The sequence below is a fragment of the Pseudomonas sp. THAF187a genome (assembly GCF_009363395.1).
Classification (GTDB): domain Bacteria; phylum Pseudomonadota; class Gammaproteobacteria; order Pseudomonadales; family Pseudomonadaceae; genus Aquipseudomonas; species Aquipseudomonas khazarica.
Map to the genome: position 1 here is coordinate 2,648,083 of NZ_CP045349.1, position 13,886 is coordinate 2,661,968.

Annotated in this window: 21 protein-coding genes, 1 tRNA gene and 1 pseudogene; 17 read left to right on the forward strand and 6 right to left on the reverse strand. The window is 57.6% G+C overall.

Features of this window, described 5'->3' with window-relative positions:
- Nucleotides 1-25: 25 nt before the first annotated feature.
- Nucleotides 26-1,318, reverse strand: a complete 1,293-nt coding sequence (locus FIV02_RS12330; protein WP_152488771.1) for a hypothetical protein — start codon at nt 1,316-1,318, stop codon at nt 26-28.
- Between the two features lie 84 nt (nt 1,319-1,402).
- Nucleotides 1,403-1,678 (reverse strand): helix-turn-helix transcriptional regulator, encoded by a 276-nt coding sequence (locus FIV02_RS12335; protein ID WP_152488772.1) that lies wholly within the window; start codon nt 1,676-1,678, stop codon nt 1,403-1,405.
- A gap of 127 nt (nt 1,679-1,805) precedes the next feature.
- Between FIV02_RS12335 and FIV02_RS12340 the strand changes: the two genes are divergently transcribed.
- From FIV02_RS12340 to FIV02_RS12400, 15 genes and pseudogenes are all read left to right on the forward strand, one after another.
- Nucleotides 1,806-2,021 carry a DNA-binding protein gene (locus tag FIV02_RS12340; protein ID WP_152488773.1) on the forward strand — a complete coding sequence of 72 codons (216 nt, stop codon included), beginning with the start codon at nt 1,806-1,808 and terminating at the stop codon, nt 2,019-2,021.
- Nucleotides 2,018-2,167, forward strand: coding sequence for a hypothetical protein (locus tag FIV02_RS24820; protein ID WP_172979149.1), 150 nt, complete (start codon nt 2,018-2,020; stop codon nt 2,165-2,167). The genes FIV02_RS12340 and FIV02_RS24820 overlap by 4 nt, the downstream gene beginning before the upstream one ends.
- A 29-nt stretch (nt 2,168-2,196) precedes the next feature.
- Nucleotides 2,197-2,241, forward strand: a pseudogene (locus tag FIV02_RS24975) (hypothetical protein); the annotation flags it as partial.
- 79 nt (nt 2,242-2,320) lie between these two features.
- A complete protein-coding gene (locus tag FIV02_RS24980) occupies nt 2,321-2,620 on the forward strand; it encodes a DUF5447 family protein (protein ID WP_256662948.1) in 300 nt (99 codons plus the stop codon).
- A gap of 4 nt (nt 2,621-2,624) precedes the next feature.
- On the forward strand, nt 2,625-3,266 hold the full coding sequence (locus tag FIV02_RS12350) for a DNA cytosine methyltransferase (RefSeq protein ID WP_152488775.1): 642 nt from the start codon (nt 2,625-2,627) through the stop codon (nt 3,264-3,266).
- On the forward strand, nt 3,266-3,583 hold the full coding sequence (locus tag FIV02_RS12355) for a hypothetical protein (RefSeq protein WP_256662949.1): 318 nt from the start codon (nt 3,266-3,268) through the stop codon (nt 3,581-3,583). Before FIV02_RS12350 ends, FIV02_RS12355 begins: the two co-directional genes overlap by 1 nt.
- 363 nt (nt 3,584-3,946) lie before the next feature.
- Nucleotides 3,947-4,315, forward strand: coding sequence for a hypothetical protein (locus tag FIV02_RS12360; RefSeq protein WP_152488776.1), 369 nt, complete (start codon nt 3,947-3,949; stop codon nt 4,313-4,315).
- Nucleotides 4,316-4,330: 15 nt separating this feature from the next.
- Complete coding sequence (locus tag FIV02_RS12365; protein ID WP_047589682.1) at nt 4,331-4,510, forward strand: hypothetical protein; 180 nt, start codon at nt 4,331-4,333, stop codon at nt 4,508-4,510.
- Between the two features lie 13 nt (nt 4,511-4,523).
- The gene (locus FIV02_RS12370) at nt 4,524-4,772 is read left to right on the forward strand and encodes a hypothetical protein (protein ID WP_152488777.1); all 249 of its coding nucleotides are present in this window, start codon (nt 4,524-4,526) and stop codon (nt 4,770-4,772) included.
- 5 nt (nt 4,773-4,777) lie between these two features.
- Complete coding sequence (locus tag FIV02_RS12375) at nt 4,778-5,035, forward strand: major coat protein (RefSeq protein ID WP_152488778.1); 258 nt, start codon at nt 4,778-4,780, stop codon at nt 5,033-5,035.
- Between the two features lie 149 nt (nt 5,036-5,184).
- Nucleotides 5,185-6,747: a hypothetical protein gene (locus FIV02_RS12380; RefSeq protein ID WP_152488779.1), complete on the forward strand. Its 1,563-nt coding sequence runs from the start codon at nt 5,185-5,187 to the stop codon at nt 6,745-6,747.
- Between the two features lie 2 nt (nt 6,748-6,749).
- Nucleotides 6,750-7,106 (forward strand): DUF2523 family protein, encoded by a 357-nt coding sequence (locus FIV02_RS12385; RefSeq protein WP_152488780.1) that lies wholly within the window; start codon nt 6,750-6,752, stop codon nt 7,104-7,106.
- Between the two features lie 2 nt (nt 7,107-7,108).
- Nucleotides 7,109-8,407: a zonular occludens toxin domain-containing protein gene (locus FIV02_RS12390; protein ID WP_152488781.1), complete on the forward strand. Its 1,299-nt coding sequence runs from the start codon at nt 7,109-7,111 to the stop codon at nt 8,405-8,407.
- Between the two features lie 129 nt (nt 8,408-8,536).
- The gene (locus FIV02_RS12395; RefSeq protein ID WP_152488782.1) at nt 8,537-9,814 is read left to right on the forward strand and encodes a hypothetical protein; all 1,278 of its coding nucleotides are present in this window, start codon (nt 8,537-8,539) and stop codon (nt 9,812-9,814) included.
- Nucleotides 9,814-10,803 carry a tyrosine-type recombinase/integrase gene (locus tag FIV02_RS12400; RefSeq protein ID WP_152488783.1) on the forward strand — a complete coding sequence of 330 codons (990 nt, stop codon included), beginning with the start codon at nt 9,814-9,816 and terminating at the stop codon, nt 10,801-10,803. The genes FIV02_RS12395 and FIV02_RS12400 overlap by 1 nt, the downstream gene beginning before the upstream one ends.
- Here the strand turns inward: FIV02_RS12400 and FIV02_RS12405 are convergent.
- The 3 genes from FIV02_RS12405 to FIV02_RS12415 all read right to left on the reverse strand — a co-directional run bounded on the left by FIV02_RS12405 (nt 10,786) and on the right by FIV02_RS12415 (nt 12,061).
- On the reverse strand, nt 10,786-11,496 hold the full coding sequence (locus FIV02_RS12405; protein WP_256662950.1) for a PIN domain-containing protein: 711 nt from the start codon (nt 11,494-11,496) through the stop codon (nt 10,786-10,788). The two genes, FIV02_RS12400 and FIV02_RS12405, sit on opposite strands and share 18 nt — an antisense overlap.
- Before the next feature lie 164 nt (nt 11,497-11,660).
- Nucleotides 11,661-11,750: transfer RNA gene (locus FIV02_RS12410), tRNA-Ser, on the reverse strand.
- A 92-nt stretch (nt 11,751-11,842) separates the two neighbouring features.
- Nucleotides 11,843-12,061, reverse strand: coding sequence for a hypothetical protein (locus FIV02_RS12415; protein WP_037047623.1), 219 nt, complete (start codon nt 12,059-12,061; stop codon nt 11,843-11,845).
- Nucleotides 12,062-12,246: 185 nt separating this feature from the next.
- Between FIV02_RS12415 and FIV02_RS12420 the strand changes: the two genes are divergently transcribed.
- The gene (locus FIV02_RS12420; RefSeq protein ID WP_037047625.1) at nt 12,247-12,936 is read left to right on the forward strand and encodes a crotonase/enoyl-CoA hydratase family protein; all 690 of its coding nucleotides are present in this window, start codon (nt 12,247-12,249) and stop codon (nt 12,934-12,936) included.
- A gap of 87 nt (nt 12,937-13,023) precedes the next feature.
- Here the strand turns inward: FIV02_RS12420 and FIV02_RS12425 are convergent, their stop codons facing one another.
- The gene (locus tag FIV02_RS12425; protein WP_037047628.1) at nt 13,024-13,416 is read right to left on the reverse strand and encodes a hypothetical protein; all 393 of its coding nucleotides are present in this window, start codon (nt 13,414-13,416) and stop codon (nt 13,024-13,026) included.
- Nucleotides 13,417-13,568: 152 nt separating this feature from the next.
- Here FIV02_RS12425 and FIV02_RS12430 point away from each other — a divergent pair, with 152 nt between their 5' ends.
- On the forward strand, nt 13,569-13,883 hold the full coding sequence (locus FIV02_RS12430) for a hypothetical protein (RefSeq protein ID WP_037047631.1): 315 nt from the start codon (nt 13,569-13,571) through the stop codon (nt 13,881-13,883).
- The last annotated feature ends 3 nt before the right edge of the window (nt 13,884-13,886 follow it).

The window sequence follows — 13,886 nt, forward strand, 5'->3', positions numbered from 1 at the left end:
CTCCTTGCCTCATTTACATACAAATCTAGTAAAACTCTGAAATCGCCACATCCTTATCGCCAAACTCAAACTCAATCCAGTCATCATCATCACCGGCTTCTATTGTAACCTTGACCGGCAAGCGTCCCTCATCCAAATTCCTTTCAAACGGATTCGGAATCCTGAAATCAGGCGAGTTACCATTCCACTCATAGTCGGAATTAAATTCATCAATGCTTTTTCTACCTGACAGGACCTCCATTACCGCCTTTGAGCTAAGTCTAATCTTTCTGCCGCTCATTCTGTACCCTCCTCGATGACCAAGCCCATAACCTGACTCTTGCGCCCGATGCGCGGCGTTAACAGGACTGTTAAGCGGCTTAGGGAAATCTTTTAGGACCAAATCAAAAATCCTCTCAATTTCTTTCAGTTGTGAGAATTCATTGCGGGAAGCCATCTTTGCATTCACAACCCGATACACAGAGCGGAAGTCCAACGGACTTTTCCTTCTCTCATCTACAGATATAATGAGAATGAAGTCTATAGAGCTATGCTGCCGAAAAAACTCATTACACACCAAGCATGCATCTTCAACATTATGTGCATTCCTACTGGATAGCACCTTTGAGTCTCCATCGCAGACTATAATTCCCTTTATACCCTCTGCAGCTTTCAACTGCTTATATTTTGCTCTCAAAGCATTAAACAACGGATTCCTATCTACGATCGACGGCCGATCATAGCTAGTACAACCAAAAGAATTAAATTGCCCGCCAACTGTATCAATTATCAGAGAGAGCCCTGCTTGCTCATCATCTATTGAAATTCTTATATATCTTTCGCCCGGCCTCAATGGAGCTTTTAGCTTGGGCTCAATTCGTTCCGATATGAATTTTGGAATATCTGAATATGCAGGAAGTCTTAGTACAACCTTCTGACCTCTAGACGTAGTTACTCTTTTTGACTCTACCCGGCCAGCATGCCCGCCTAATGGCAAGCCTAACTTAGAAACAGTCTCCATAAGGCGTTCATTAAAAAACTCTATCGGATTTTCTTTATCCAAGCCCTCATCAGAAACACAGGTAATGTCTGCAAAAAAAGCCAAACCTTTTCCGTCATCAAACAGAATATCTGGCCTACGGCCATTAGAAAGCTCCTGCTCAATATCAACCCTGCCCGTGCGAAGCAATGAGGAAATTATTATCACTTCCCACATAGCAGAAAGCCTAGACCGACCAACCTTATTCAGCCTTTTCGCAAAGTTTTCTACTTCGTCTGACTTCAAGTGCTGTCGCAGTAGGTTCAGCCGTTCCTGAATTGCTCGTCTGGAGAAGATCACTTTTATTCCTTCCCTTCCTTGATGAAGGTAAACAACCTTTTCAATTTCGAGAGAACCAGCGCCTAGCTACTTCCGTTGTAATCGCTATCCCGCGTTTTGATTGGGCAAGTTTGAATTGGCTTGATCGTATTCGGGGCTTATTTGTCCTGCCTCTGGCGCTACCTCGCCACTGACTACCCACAAAGCGTATTGAGGAAAGAGCTTAACGATAGCTTCGATCTCCTCTGCCTTGATTTCGCGCTTTCTGGCAGTGTTCTTCAAGTTGTTCCAGGTGTAGCGACTGATGCCAGTGCGCTCCTCCAACTCGGGAAGCCGAATCCCAGAGCTTTTCAAAATAGTTATAACGCGCTCTTTAATCATAGCCACTCGATCTATAGATGATATATCCAATATGGATCAACAATGGCATTATCCGTTTCGACACGATCCATTTTGGATAACGCAATGCTGAATAACTGGCATTGAAACGAATAGTGACGGAACGAGCATGGAACTGGAAGAGCTGGAACCTTCGAAGCTGATAGGCCCTCAACAGGACGTGGAAACCGTCGAGTCCTGGGCCGACCGCAACGGCCTGACCTACGGCACCGCGCGTGCCTGGGTATATGCAGGCGTTCTCCCCACCGTAAAGCTAGGCAAGCGCCGCATGGTCAATAGCGCCCTGCTCCGCTCCTGGCTGCTGGAACAGGAGTGGACGGCATGAATCCTCCCTTCTATACGCAAGCCGCCTTCGCCGCCCTGGCGGGTGTTCCCGTCGAACAGGTCGCGTACTGGATCAGAACCGGCGCCGTCGAGAGTGTGAAGCTCGGCAAAACCCGCGTGTTGCTGTTCACGGGGGTGAACCAATGAGCCGCACTGACCCGCAATTCAAGCTGCGCATGCCGCCAGCCCTCCGCGCCCAGGTAGAGCAAACCGCCAAGCAGGCGAACCGCTCCCTGAACGCCGAAATCGTCACCCGCCTGCAAGCCAGCTTCGCCCAGGCAACGCCCGAGGTGTCGGCCAATGAAGAGTCTCAGCCAGTACCTACGCCAGCCGCACCCCGCCAACTGCGACTGCTCTGTCTGCTGGCTCAACCGAAACTGGGAGCCACCCAAGCCCGCCGCCTCCCCGTCCACACCCTGCACCGAGTGCCGCCCCGCACAGTGGCGTGTGGTCGATGGGCGGATCTGTGTGACAGCGGCCTCGTACTGCGAGAAGCACACGCCGTCGAACCGACCGCCGAAGTACTGGCACGTTGTGAGCGACACCGGCAAACCCACGCCCTTCGTGCCGCTGCGCGAACCGTTCGAACTGGTGGGGTGAGCGCATGAGACAGCCAACCGCCCTCGTCGCCTGCGAATTCTCCGGCCGCGTCCGCGATGCCCTGACCCGCGTCGGCTTCTACGCCGTCAGCTGCGATCTGATGCCCTCCGAAACCGAGGGCGAACACATCCAGGGCGACGTCCTGGACGTGCTCGACTGGGGCTGGGACCTGCTGATTGCCCATCCGCCCTGCACGGATCTGGCGACCTCCGGCGCGCGCTGGTTCCCCGAGAAGATCGCGGACGGTCGTCAGGCTCGCGCCCTGGATTTCGTCCGCACGCTGCTGGCCGCGCCGATCCGCTTCAAGGCGCTGGAAAATCCGAAGTCGGTCATATCCGGCCAGATTCGCAAGCCGGACCAGATCGTCCAGCCCTGGATGTTCGGCCACGGTGAACGCAAGGAAACCCACTTCTGGCTCCAGAACCTGCCACGGCTCCAGCCCACCAACATCGTGGCTGGTCGTGCCCCTGTCGTGCACCACATGGCCCCCGGCCCGGACCGCTGGAAGAACCGTTCCCGCACCTATCAGGGCATCGCGGACGCCATGGCTGATCAGTGGGGCCGTCACGTCATCAGCGTGCTGAACGGTGTAGCTCCGGTAGCGGCTCCACGTCAGACCATCCTGGAGCTGGGGGTGATCGCATGATGACTCAATGGATCAACGCTCTAGAGGCAGCCATTGAATCGCTGGCGGCCTTCATCCTCCAGTTCGTCTATCTGGTCTACCTGCTGATCGGCTGCATGCTCCTGATCGCCCTGATCTGCGCGCCGTTCCTGTTTGGCTATGTCATCTACATGGACCGCCGGGACGCCAAGGCCAAACGCCGCGCCTCCAGCAATAGCACCAACGCCACCGCCCCCGAACAGATCAAGGGCCGCGCCCCCGGCTTGTCCGAACACGCTTCACCGTTCGGCCAAACGGAGGCACGGGCGGAGCGCACCCTTGAGCACCCACCACCCTGACAACGCTAGGGGCAAAGGGCTGGGGAACGCTTCTCTCCCCTGCCCTCTGACCCTCTGGCGAAGAGTGGGATGACAAGGGCAAAGCCCTTGGTGCTATCCAGAGCAACTAATAAGAGCGAGTTAGATAATTTATTTAAAAGTGCCATTACGGCTCTATTCGTACCAGTACTTTTTGACACAAGTTAATTGTTTTTTAAGTGCTCCTTTTAGTTTTTCAGTGGCGTATAACTAGGCTCACAAACCCGTTGCAGCCCGCGTAATTCCTGGCAGCGAAGAACTAAGCAAGTTCCTCTGCCTGGACTAGCTCGGCCCGCAGAAGGTGAAACCGCGCAATAACGCGCAACTTAAACGAGGAAACACAACATGGCACGCACCACTATGGAATTGGCATTCATCAGCGCTGAGCGCGTCCAGTTCGACAACGTGAAACTGGTCAAGCTGTTCTTCGGTGACGAACCCGACGGTGAAAAAGACCTCGGCGTTTCGCTCATGTCCATGAACGTCGCTGAAGACGCTTTGGACGAAGTGTGGGCGGCCTGCCAGGGCTTCGATGTACTGGAGACCATCCGCGTAACCGCCGAGATCGAACGCGGCTCCAAGAACGCCGGCAAGTTCATCGTCCTGCACGTCGAGTCGGCCAAGCCTGCCCAGGCAGGCAAGCCCGCTCCCCAGCAGAGCGCCCAACAACAGCCCAAGCCGACCGGCACCCAGCCGGACGCGGCCAAGGCCTGACCGGAGGGCGCCGCCGTGCTGATCGTTGATCGCGTGACGTGTGATTGCTGCGGGCAGCCCATGGGCCAGCTCTACAACCAGCCGTCCCCACAGCCCGACCTGCTGCCCGATCTGACCCAGGCGCCCCACCAGACCCTGTGCCCTGACTGCCTCGACATGGCTGAGGTCGTTCAAGACCCCAGCTTGGCCGAGTAACAGGGGGCTGTGAATGTCGGTCGCTGCCGTCCAGGTCTGCATGCAATGGGTCACCAACCCCGACAACTCGTTGTCGTGCACGCAGCTTGGTTGGCAGCAGGCCTACATGATCCCGCCTGAGGCTGCCGGATATGTGGACATCCTGGTCTCGGGGGGATTTTCGCCAGAGGCGTTCGGCATAGGTTTTGGCGGAACGCTGATGGTTTTTGTCATCGGCCTTTCCGGTGGAATGGTCGCATCAATCCTTCGACGCATGAGGTAACACCCATGAAACAACTGCAAACCCAGCTGCAAAACGGCGCTTCCGCCTTCGGTCGCGCTCGTCGCCACGCTCGCAACGCCTGCATCGGTGCTGCGGTTTCCCTCGCCACTGTCCCGGCCTTCGCGGCGCTGGACACCACCGCCGTCGAGACTGCCATGACGGCGGCTCAAGACGATGCCTGGAGCATCGCCAACCTGGCGATCCCGGTGATCGTCGTCCTGGCGGTGGCCGGCATCATCTACAGCCTGATCCGCAAGGTGTAAGCGTGCTCTGGTCGGTCATGCTCGGCGCCTTCGTCGCCGGTGCCTTCATCACCGGCTTCCGGGTTGGTGAGTTCTTCTGACCGACCTGCACGTCCGGTGCCGACGCAACAAACCCCGCCTCGGCGGGGTTTTCTTTGGCGGGATTTGATATGGATCGCTGTAAGTTTTACCGCTACAACATGTATCTCGGCTTTGCGTTATTTATTTGCGGTGCTCTTCTTTATTCTTGTTCCGCTAAGGCCGAGGTTTACTATTGGGAGCGCTACACCGCGCCTGATGGCAAGCGTTATGACTCTGCTGTTTCTGCCTGCGAGTCTCATTACCCTAGAAGTGATCACTACGAGTCATATACATACGCCGGTGTTACGTTCGTTAGCGCGACGCGAGTAACTTGTCAGGCGCGCCTATCTTCTAATGGCGTTGTTATTGGCGACATGACTGTTATCCGTAAGGGTGACTCTTGTCTGCCTGGCACTACGTACGACAGTCAAACCGGCGAATGCTTAGCCCCTCAAGAACCCAACGGAGAGAAGTGCGGCGAAGAGGTCATTGGTGGAGCCACGATCCCCAAGATCAAGAACGCTGAGGGCGAATGCGTTCCCTTCTACGACGCGGACAAGCCCTCTCAGTGTAAGCACTTCTCCGAATCCACCCGTTTCACCACCGCCATCATTGCCGTCGATGACAATGGCAATCCATCACCTCCGCCACCGATTGTGGAGCAAGGCTGTGTGGCAACCGTCATCGATTACAGCCACTGCAAGGCGCCTGCGCCTAAGAAGGTGGGCGCCATCAGCCTTGGCCCCGCCCCTGTTCGTTGCCGTGTAGCGCTGAACTTCACTGGCGCGGTTGCAGACGGTGAACCGCCTGTTTTCGCTCCCCCTCCTGTTGATCCTGGCGACGTGTGTCCGGAAGGCGAGGAATGCCTTCCACCAGACGCCCCCATCGTCAACGAAAAAGAACCTTGCGTGTACGTGCCTGACGGCGAAGGTCGGATGGTCTGCTCGTCATCCAACTACACCTCCAAACCCGGCGACTACACCAACTGCGGAAGCGTCAACAACGGACCGTTCCACTGCTACGGGACGAACCCCAGCTCGACCGGAACCATGACCGACACCAAGGTCGAAACTAAGCAGAACGCCGATGGTTCAACCACGACCACCAAGACCGATACCCAAACCAAGGTGGTTTGCTCCGGGGTGGGTTCCTGCTCCAGCCAAGTGACCACCAACGTCAGCCACACCACCAAGGACGCCAACGGCAACACTACCTCGGAAAGCTCCCAGTGCACCGGCCCCAATTGCAGCAGCTCGGGCGGCATCAAGGACGGCTCCGGTACCGGCAATGGTGACGGTAACGGCGACGGTGAAGGTGACGAAAGCGAAGGCCCTGCCGGCCCGTCCAAGGGCCTGTCACAAGGTGAGCAAGGCAGCTTTGATGAAGCCCTGACCGAGTGGGATCAGCGCATCGCCGACGCTCGCGCAGAACTGGACCAGCAGTTGAGCCAGTACGGCGCCCTGTTCAGTGGCGTGTTCGAACTCAACCTGAGTGAAGGCGGCGGCTCACTGCCGTGTGACTCCATCAACCTCAGCCACGGTGCGACCTATCGCCTGTGCATCGCTGACTTCTCCGATCCCCTGTCCTGGCTGCGCTATGCACTGCTGCTCGGTGCCGCAGTGATCGCCGCCTATATCGTATTGAGGAACTGACGATGGAATGGCTCTCCGGCTTTCTCGACCAGATACTCGACTTCTTCCAGTTCGTTTGGGATTTCCTGTCCAGCGGGATCTACGACCTGATCAAAGAGGGCTTGGTTGTCCTCACCAAGGCGGCGGTCTACTCCTGGATTCAGGTGCAACTGCTCGCCCTGGAAGTAGCCTATGAGGCTGCACAGGACATCGTCACCGATATCGGCGTGACGCAGTACGTCCGCCAGCGCTATTCCGGCATCCCCTCTCAGACAGCCGCAACACTGGAATTCTTCGGCGTGCCTCAGGCCCTGAACATCCTGTTCTCGGCGCTCTCGACACGCTTCGCCCTCAAGTTCGTTCCGTTCATAGGGCGCTGACCATGTCGATCAAAATCCACCATGGAGCCAACGGCTCCTACAAGACCTCCGGGGCCATCCAGGACGACGCCATACCTGCCCTGCAAGAAGGCCGGCTGATCATCACCAACGTACGCGGCTTCACCCTGGAGCGCGTGCTACTGGAAATGCCCGAGCTTCCCGACAGTGTCGACATCATCAACCTCGACCTCGAAAAGCTCGAGGACATGGAGCGCATGCGCACCTGGTTCCAATGGGCACCGCGGGGCGCGTTCATCATCTTTGACGAAACCCAACTGGTCTTCCCGAAATCCTGGCGTGAGCGCGACCTGGAGCGCTTCGACTTCCCTGGTGGCTCCGAGGCCGCAGCTGAAGCAGATCGGCCCATGGGCTGGCTCGATGGCTGGACCCGCCACCGCCACTGGAACTGGGACATCGTCCTGACCACCCCGAACATCCAGTACATCCGCGACGACATCCGCATGACCAGCGAGATGGCGTACAAGCACGTCAACATGGCGGTTCTCGGTATCGGTGGCCGCTACAAGGAGGCTCAGCATGATGCCCAACTCAATCGACCACCCGCAGACGGCACCATCGTCGAATACAAGCGCATCAAACCCGCCACATTCCGCCTCTACAAATCCACCGCCACGGGAAAGACCCAGGACACCCGGGCGGGGAAAAGTATGCTCAAGTCGCCTCGGATTCTTTTTCTACTGGCACTGCTGGCCGGCTCTATTGGCTACATGTTCCTTGGTGGCGGCGCTTCCGTCCTTACTGATGGCGTTGGCGTCGCTAGTCGTGGAACTGCCGCTGGTGAGGCAGTTCCTGACCGCCCTGCTGTGGCTGCTCAAGCACCTCGTGCTGCGTCTGTTTCTCCTGCTGCTAATGATCTGGTTAATCAGCCGCCTGATGTCCTGGCTGGTGAGCTGAACCACCCGTTCGCCCCGCGTACCTTTGCCGTGCGAGCCGTCATGGTCGTTGGCCAGGACGACCAGCGTCGCGAGCTGGGGCAGTTCGACGTGATCGATGCTGACGGCAACGTACTGAGGCAGTCGCTGAGTGAGCTACGCAACCTCGGCTATCTGGTGCGCATCCTCGGCCCCTGCGTCGTCCACATCAGCCACCCCATGGGCTACATCGCCACCGCGCTATGTCCTGGCAAATCCCAGCAGCGAGACGGAACCACGCCGCCCCAGCCCAGCGGGCTATCTGCTGTGCCGGCCAGTCACGCCTCTAGCCCGCCCCAATCAGCCTCCAACGGCATGCGCGTCAACATCGTGCCTAACAGCGAATACGCGGCCAGGCCGTGGCGGTGAAGCGCGCCGCGAGCGAGCGGTTTAGTTCAGAGGGAGCGAGCGGCGCGCGCACGCCGCTGACGTCCCTGTAGCACGTCAGATAAACCAAGGTTAAACGTGTCAATTCGGCACTATTTGGAGCATTAGAAAATGGCAGTTAAAGACCAACTCCGTGTGAACCGTGAGTTCAAGGAAACGCCAACCGGACGCCTGTTCTTTGACCATCAGTCAGCCCGCATAACCGACCTGTCCAACGTCCGAATCCTGGCCTGCAGCGTCGATACCGTCCGCCAGTTGTATCGTGGCCTTATCCGTCCGGGAATCATGTGTCTGTTCGACAAGCCAGGGACCATCGTTGATTTCGCTGGCCAGCGCTGGCACTCGGGTCGCGTCAGCAAGGATTCTGGCTACCAGTACAAGCTCCAGAACGCAGACCTGGGCTTTATCCTGCTGGTGAAGAACTTCAACGCCAAAATCGAGAACATCGGCCCACACCTGAAAATCGAAGTGTCACCGCATGCCATCGATACCTTCTCACCTGAGCGCCTACAAGAGCGCCTGGACTACTACGCCAGCCACGTGCTCACCAACGTCGAGCGCAACCAATGCGCAGTCCACCTCGCGCTAGACCTCCAGGGCTGGCAACCGCCCGCCGATCTGGTCGCCCGCATGCACTGCCGCGCACGCGCTGCCCGTGACATTTCTGGCATCAAGGAAATTCAATGGACGCTGGAGTCGGCCACCTACGGCAAGGGCCAGTCCTACCTGTTCGGCTCAGCGGGAGGCGTCCAGCTCGGGATCTACAACAAGACCGAACAGGCCCGGGCCATCGACAAACTCGACTACTGGGAAGGCGTCTGGAGACGTCGCGACAGCTTCGATGAAACCGACCCGGACAACTACAACCCGGAGCAAGACGTCTGGCGTGTCGAGCTGCGTTACCACCACTCGATCATCCAGCAATTCGCCTCGGGATCGTTCGACCTGCAGACCGGTTCGACCATCCAGACCGACAGCTATGCCGCCTTCGCCCCGCACTTGGACGGCCTGTGGCGCTATGGCCTGCGCCAGTTCAAGTTGCTGGCTCGCCCTGGCTATTTCGAACCCATCTGGACGCTGATCCGCGAAGACGTGCGCGTGGATCTGCCGGTGGATTCCCTGGTCGATGAAACCGAGTACAAGCGCCAGTACAAGACGTCTCGCGGCTTCTCGGGGAAGAACGTCGAGCTATTCCTGGGAAACTTCGTCAGCCTGCTGGCACGGGAGCGAGTGGGCGCTAGAAAGGCTTTCTACCGGCTCAAGGATTGGGAGTGCTGGCCGGTGATCCGCGATCACTATGCCGCCAAGGGCATGGATGAAGACGGGCTGTACAAGCACATCAAGGGCATCCTCGAAGAACGGCATGTCAGGTGGGGTCGGGCTGTCTGATGGCTATCGAGCAACTGCCTGACGGTCGCTGGAAAGTCGATGTAGAACCCATCAAGGGCCGGCGCTTCCGCAAGACCTTCAAGACCAAGAGTGACGCCCAGCGCTTCGAAGCCACCTGCCGGGCCAAGTGCATCGAGTCGCCTGCCTGGACACCCAAGCCGAAAGATCGTCGCCGCCTCTCCGAACTCTGCACCCGCTATCACGAGCTGCACGGCCATGCCCTGGCTGACGGCGCTGCGATACTCCGCACCCTACAGAATCTGGCCAAGGATCTGGGCGATCCGATAGCGATCAACCTGACCGGCAACGCCTTCTGTGAAACCCGAAGCGCACTGATCAAGGCAGGCATCCAGGGCAAGACGCTGAACAACCGGCTCGGCTACCTGAAAGCACTCTTCAACGAGCTGCACCGCCTGGGCGATATCGACTACCCGAACCCGTTGGCCAACGTCCGCCCGCTACGCCTGCAGGAACGCCCTATCTCGTTTCTCTCGACCTGCCAGATAGCCGAGCTGCTCGATGCTCTCGATGATCGCACCACCAGTCCGGGTATCGGCCTGATCGCTCGCGTCTGTCTGAGTACGGGTGCCCGCTGGGGAGAAGCCCAGGCGCTGACACCTGAGCGAGTGCGAAACGGCATGGTGACCTTTGCCAACACCAAGTCGAAGCGAACCCGGTCGATTCCGATCGATAAAGCGCTAGAGAAGGCTCTACATCTCTACTTCAAGCGCCACGGCCTGTTCACCAACTGCATGCTGACTTTCAGCCGCGTGCTGGAAAAGACCTCGATCAAGCTCCCGGCCGGCCAGGCCACGCACGTGCTGCGGCACACCTTCGCCAGTCACTTCGTCATGCGGGGCGGGAACATCCTGACGCTACAGAAGATCCTGGGGCATACGTCGCTGGCGATGACCATGCGCTATGCGCACCTGTCGCCAGACCATTTGCAGGATGCTTTGACGCTCAATCCGTTATTTCCCACTCGGTAATGCGTAAGACACCTTCGCACCAGCCTCTTTCACCAGGCCTCGCTGACGCAAGACCTTGTAGATCTGCTCTATCTCACTAAGAGCGCGCTCTTTGCCGAGCTTGGAATGAATGGTGTTCATCAACGTTTTTATCGTTCGTGGCTTTGAAGCCTTCCTGGCGATCAGATCTGCGACCACCAGCTTGATAAGAGCATCTTGGTTTCTATCCGCCGCCTTTGATGGCGAGGCCTTTACCGGCTCAGGCTTTTTAGGCTGGCTAGGCGCAGGTTTTGGTGGATTAGGCGTAGCGGCCTTCTGAGACGGGTTAGGCGTAGCAAGAGTCGCAGCGAAGCAAGGCATTTGCTCGATGCTCTCTGATCTAACAACCGTCAGTCCCTTCGATTTCAGATGTTTGATCAGCGGATCAAAGCCTTTGTCTTTGGAGATTATGTGGTAGTAACCCCCTGGATCCGCTGCGGACAAAACACCTAGGTAGTACGTGATGTGGAAATCCAAGGCGTTAGCGCCTGGCGTATCCATCTGGATGTACTCAGCTCGGTCATGAAGCCGATGGATTGCAGTCACAAGGTCAGTGGGCAGCTTCGAATTATTTGGCCCGAGAAAAACACGCAGCTTGAAATGCTCCGGCTGCAGCAAGCGTAGCGAGGTAGCCTGCACATTCTCGTAGTCGATAAATACGTAATTGACCCGCATCCTGATCCACCTCACGTCCATGGAGTTGGCATTCTGAAACAAGAAGCGGCACGTCTGAAAGATAGAAAGCTGGCATTTCGACACTTTTTCGACACCTGCCGAAAGCCAGAAAGCAAAAAGCCCCGAAAACTTCTCAGCTTTCAGGGCTTTAGGTATTGCGAAAGTGGCGGTGAAGAAGAGATTCGAACTCTTGATACGGTTTCCCGTATACACACTTTCCAGGCGTGCTCCTTCAACCACTCGGACACTTCACCGGATCTCGACGTTTTGGCGTGTAGCCCGTCGAGGTGCGCTAATGTAGTCGAATGTTTTACGAATGGCAAATTTTTTTAAAGGATTCATGCGCTTAAGAGCGCAAGCGGTTTTCCTCGGGCTCGCCGGAGGGTGTTTCGTCGAAACGGATGTGGCCAAACAGCAGAAAACCGAGGGATAGGAACAGCCCAATGCCGAACAGCATCAGAACGCCGGACGGGCTGCGCAGATAGAGGCTGTCGCTGAGCACTACGGCTGCCAGCAGCAAGCCGAGCACGGCAATCAGATAGAGGGTGGAGTAAAGGCTGTTCATGGGCGCTCCTCGGATATGCGGCCTACCTTAAATGTCAGCCTCCATGCACGACCAATTGCCATTCGGCATCGCCGCGATAGGCAGAAACACTGACCAGCCGGTCAGTCACAGCGCTTTACCAGAGCGGTTCGGCTGAGTACCTTCTGCCCACATTCAGCCCCGCGGCGCCAACAAGGAAAACTGCCATGAGCGACCTGATCAGCTATCAACTCGAAGATGGCATCGCCACCCTGACCCTGAGCAATGGCAAGGTGAACGCCATCTCCCCTGACGTGATCGCTGCCTTCAATGCCGCACTCGACCGTGCGGAACAGGATCGCGCCATCGTCATCATCACAGGCCAGCCAGGCATCCTCTCCGGCGGCTACGACCTGAAGGTGATGACCTCCGGCCCGCAGAACGCCGTCAACCTGGTGGCGGCAGGTTCCACGCTGGCGCGGCGCATGCTCGCTCACCCCTACCCGATCATCGTCGCCTGCCCAGGCCACGCTGTGGCCAAAGGCGCGTTCATCCTGCTGTCTGCCGATTACCGCATCGGTGTCGAAGGCCCGTTCAACATTGGCCTGAACGAAGTGCAGATCGGCATGACCATGCACCATGTCGGCATCGAACTGGCACGTGATCGCCTGCGCAAGTCGGCATTCCACCGCTCGGTGATCAATGGCGAAATGTTCGACCCGGCAGGTGCAGTCGATGCCGGCTTCCTGGACAAGGTCGTGCCCGGCGAGCAGCTGCTGGCTACCGCTCAGGCCGCAGCCCAGCAGATGAAGAAGATCAACATGACCGCGCACAAGAACACCAAGCTGAAGGTGCGCAAGGCCTTGCTGGAAACGCTCGATGCCGCCATCGAAATGGACAAGCAACACCTGATGTAGTCCCCACGAAGGACTCATGCTGCAAAAGAAAACGCCGCGACTTCTATAGTCGCGGCGTTTTTTTGTGCCCTGATCGAGGCGCCCTGCTCAGCTGGAGTAATCCAGTGCGGTCCAGGCGCGGCTCAAGCCCTGCGCCAGCACGCAGTCAGGATTGCTCAACTGCTCGTTGAACGCTGCCGGCAGCAAGGTCGTGTCGCCTTCCGCCATGCCGTGCCGCTCAGTCAACCACTGCAGCTTGCCGCAGTTGGGGGTTTCGATGACGTAACTGGCCGCGATATTGGAGTGGGGGCTCGGCAGACGCACCACATCCAGCACCCTGCCCGCCTCTTCGACCCGGCGGCCATTGGACACCAGCACCGCCCAGGCCTGCTCGCCCTCTATGACCAGGTAAGCGCCATTGGCCTGAGGCCGTTCGACCTGAGGTTGGGCGCATCCGCTCAGCAGGACCAATAGCACAATCGTCATCAGCATCTGTTGCATTGCCAATACCCCTTGCAAGGTGCTCGCTTCGCAGAGTGAGCAGGTTGTCGTCGCCGGAATGAGGCCACTATCACCCAATACTGTTTATTTGTACAGTATTTTTCGATTACCCTATTGGGCAGGTAAACGATCGACTGCACAGGAGCGCCACCATGCTGGACGTACTACAGCTGAAACACCGAGTGAACCGCATGCCGCTGGAACGCGTACGCGACATGGTCGATGAGCTGTTGCTCGAAGGCATCGTCACGGAGAACCGCACGCCCTTCAATCGTCAGCACTTCAATACCTGCTTCGCCGAAATCGAAGCCCTGCTGCAACGTGCCGGCTATCACCGCCAGCTCGATGTGGTCGGTTACCAGGGCCTTGCCTATGCGCTCTTCGACCCCGCCCGCTGGGAGGCCGTCGAGGTACTGCACTGGCTGCGTGACTTCGTCGAACTGAAACAACAGCAATCCTGTCACTGAGGC

Excerpts from the sequence above, each read along its gene's own strand:
- FIV02_RS12340 (WP_152488773.1), top strand. The coding sequence starts at position 1,806 with ATGGAACTGGAAGAGCTGGAACCTTCGAAGCTGATAGGCCCTCAACAG.
- FIV02_RS12400 (WP_152488783.1), top strand. The coding sequence starts at position 9,814 with ATGGCTATCGAGCAACTGCCTGACGGTCGCTGGAAAGTCGATGTAGAA.
- FIV02_RS12380 (WP_152488779.1), top strand. The coding sequence starts at position 5,185 with ATGGATCGCTGTAAGTTTTACCGCTACAACATGTATCTCGGCTTTGCG.
- FIV02_RS12335 (WP_152488772.1), bottom strand. The coding sequence starts at position 1,678 with ATGATTAAAGAGCGCGTTATAACTATTTTGAAAAGCTCTGGGATTCGG.
- FIV02_RS12420 (WP_037047625.1), top strand. The coding sequence starts at position 12,247 with ATGAGCGACCTGATCAGCTATCAACTCGAAGATGGCATCGCCACCCTG.
- FIV02_RS12415 (WP_037047623.1), bottom strand. The coding sequence starts at position 12,061 with ATGAACAGCCTTTACTCCACCCTCTATCTGATTGCCGTGCTCGGCTTG.
- FIV02_RS12370 (WP_152488777.1), top strand. The coding sequence starts at position 4,524 with ATGTCGGTCGCTGCCGTCCAGGTCTGCATGCAATGGGTCACCAACCCC.
- FIV02_RS12405 (WP_256662950.1), bottom strand. The coding sequence starts at position 11,496 with ATGCGGGTCAATTACGTATTTATCGACTACGAGAATGTGCAGGCTACC.
- FIV02_RS12360 (WP_152488776.1), top strand. The coding sequence starts at position 3,947 with ATGGCACGCACCACTATGGAATTGGCATTCATCAGCGCTGAGCGCGTC.
- FIV02_RS12390 (WP_152488781.1), top strand. The coding sequence starts at position 7,109 with ATGTCGATCAAAATCCACCATGGAGCCAACGGCTCCTACAAGACCTCC.
- FIV02_RS12425 (WP_037047628.1), bottom strand. The coding sequence starts at position 13,416 with ATGCAACAGATGCTGATGACGATTGTGCTATTGGTCCTGCTGAGCGGA.
- FIV02_RS12395 (WP_152488782.1), top strand. The coding sequence starts at position 8,537 with ATGGCAGTTAAAGACCAACTCCGTGTGAACCGTGAGTTCAAGGAAACG.
- FIV02_RS12375 (WP_152488778.1), top strand. The coding sequence starts at position 4,778 with ATGAAACAACTGCAAACCCAGCTGCAAAACGGCGCTTCCGCCTTCGGT.
- FIV02_RS24820 (WP_172979149.1), top strand. The coding sequence starts at position 2,018 with ATGAATCCTCCCTTCTATACGCAAGCCGCCTTCGCCGCCCTGGCGGGT.
- FIV02_RS12350 (WP_152488775.1), top strand. The coding sequence starts at position 2,625 with ATGAGACAGCCAACCGCCCTCGTCGCCTGCGAATTCTCCGGCCGCGTC.
- FIV02_RS12385 (WP_152488780.1), top strand. The coding sequence starts at position 6,750 with ATGGAATGGCTCTCCGGCTTTCTCGACCAGATACTCGACTTCTTCCAG.
- FIV02_RS24980 (WP_256662948.1), top strand. The coding sequence starts at position 2,321 with ATGAAGAGTCTCAGCCAGTACCTACGCCAGCCGCACCCCGCCAACTGC.
- FIV02_RS12355 (WP_256662949.1), top strand. The coding sequence starts at position 3,266 with ATGACTCAATGGATCAACGCTCTAGAGGCAGCCATTGAATCGCTGGCG.
- FIV02_RS12430 (WP_037047631.1), top strand. The coding sequence starts at position 13,569 with ATGCTGGACGTACTACAGCTGAAACACCGAGTGAACCGCATGCCGCTG.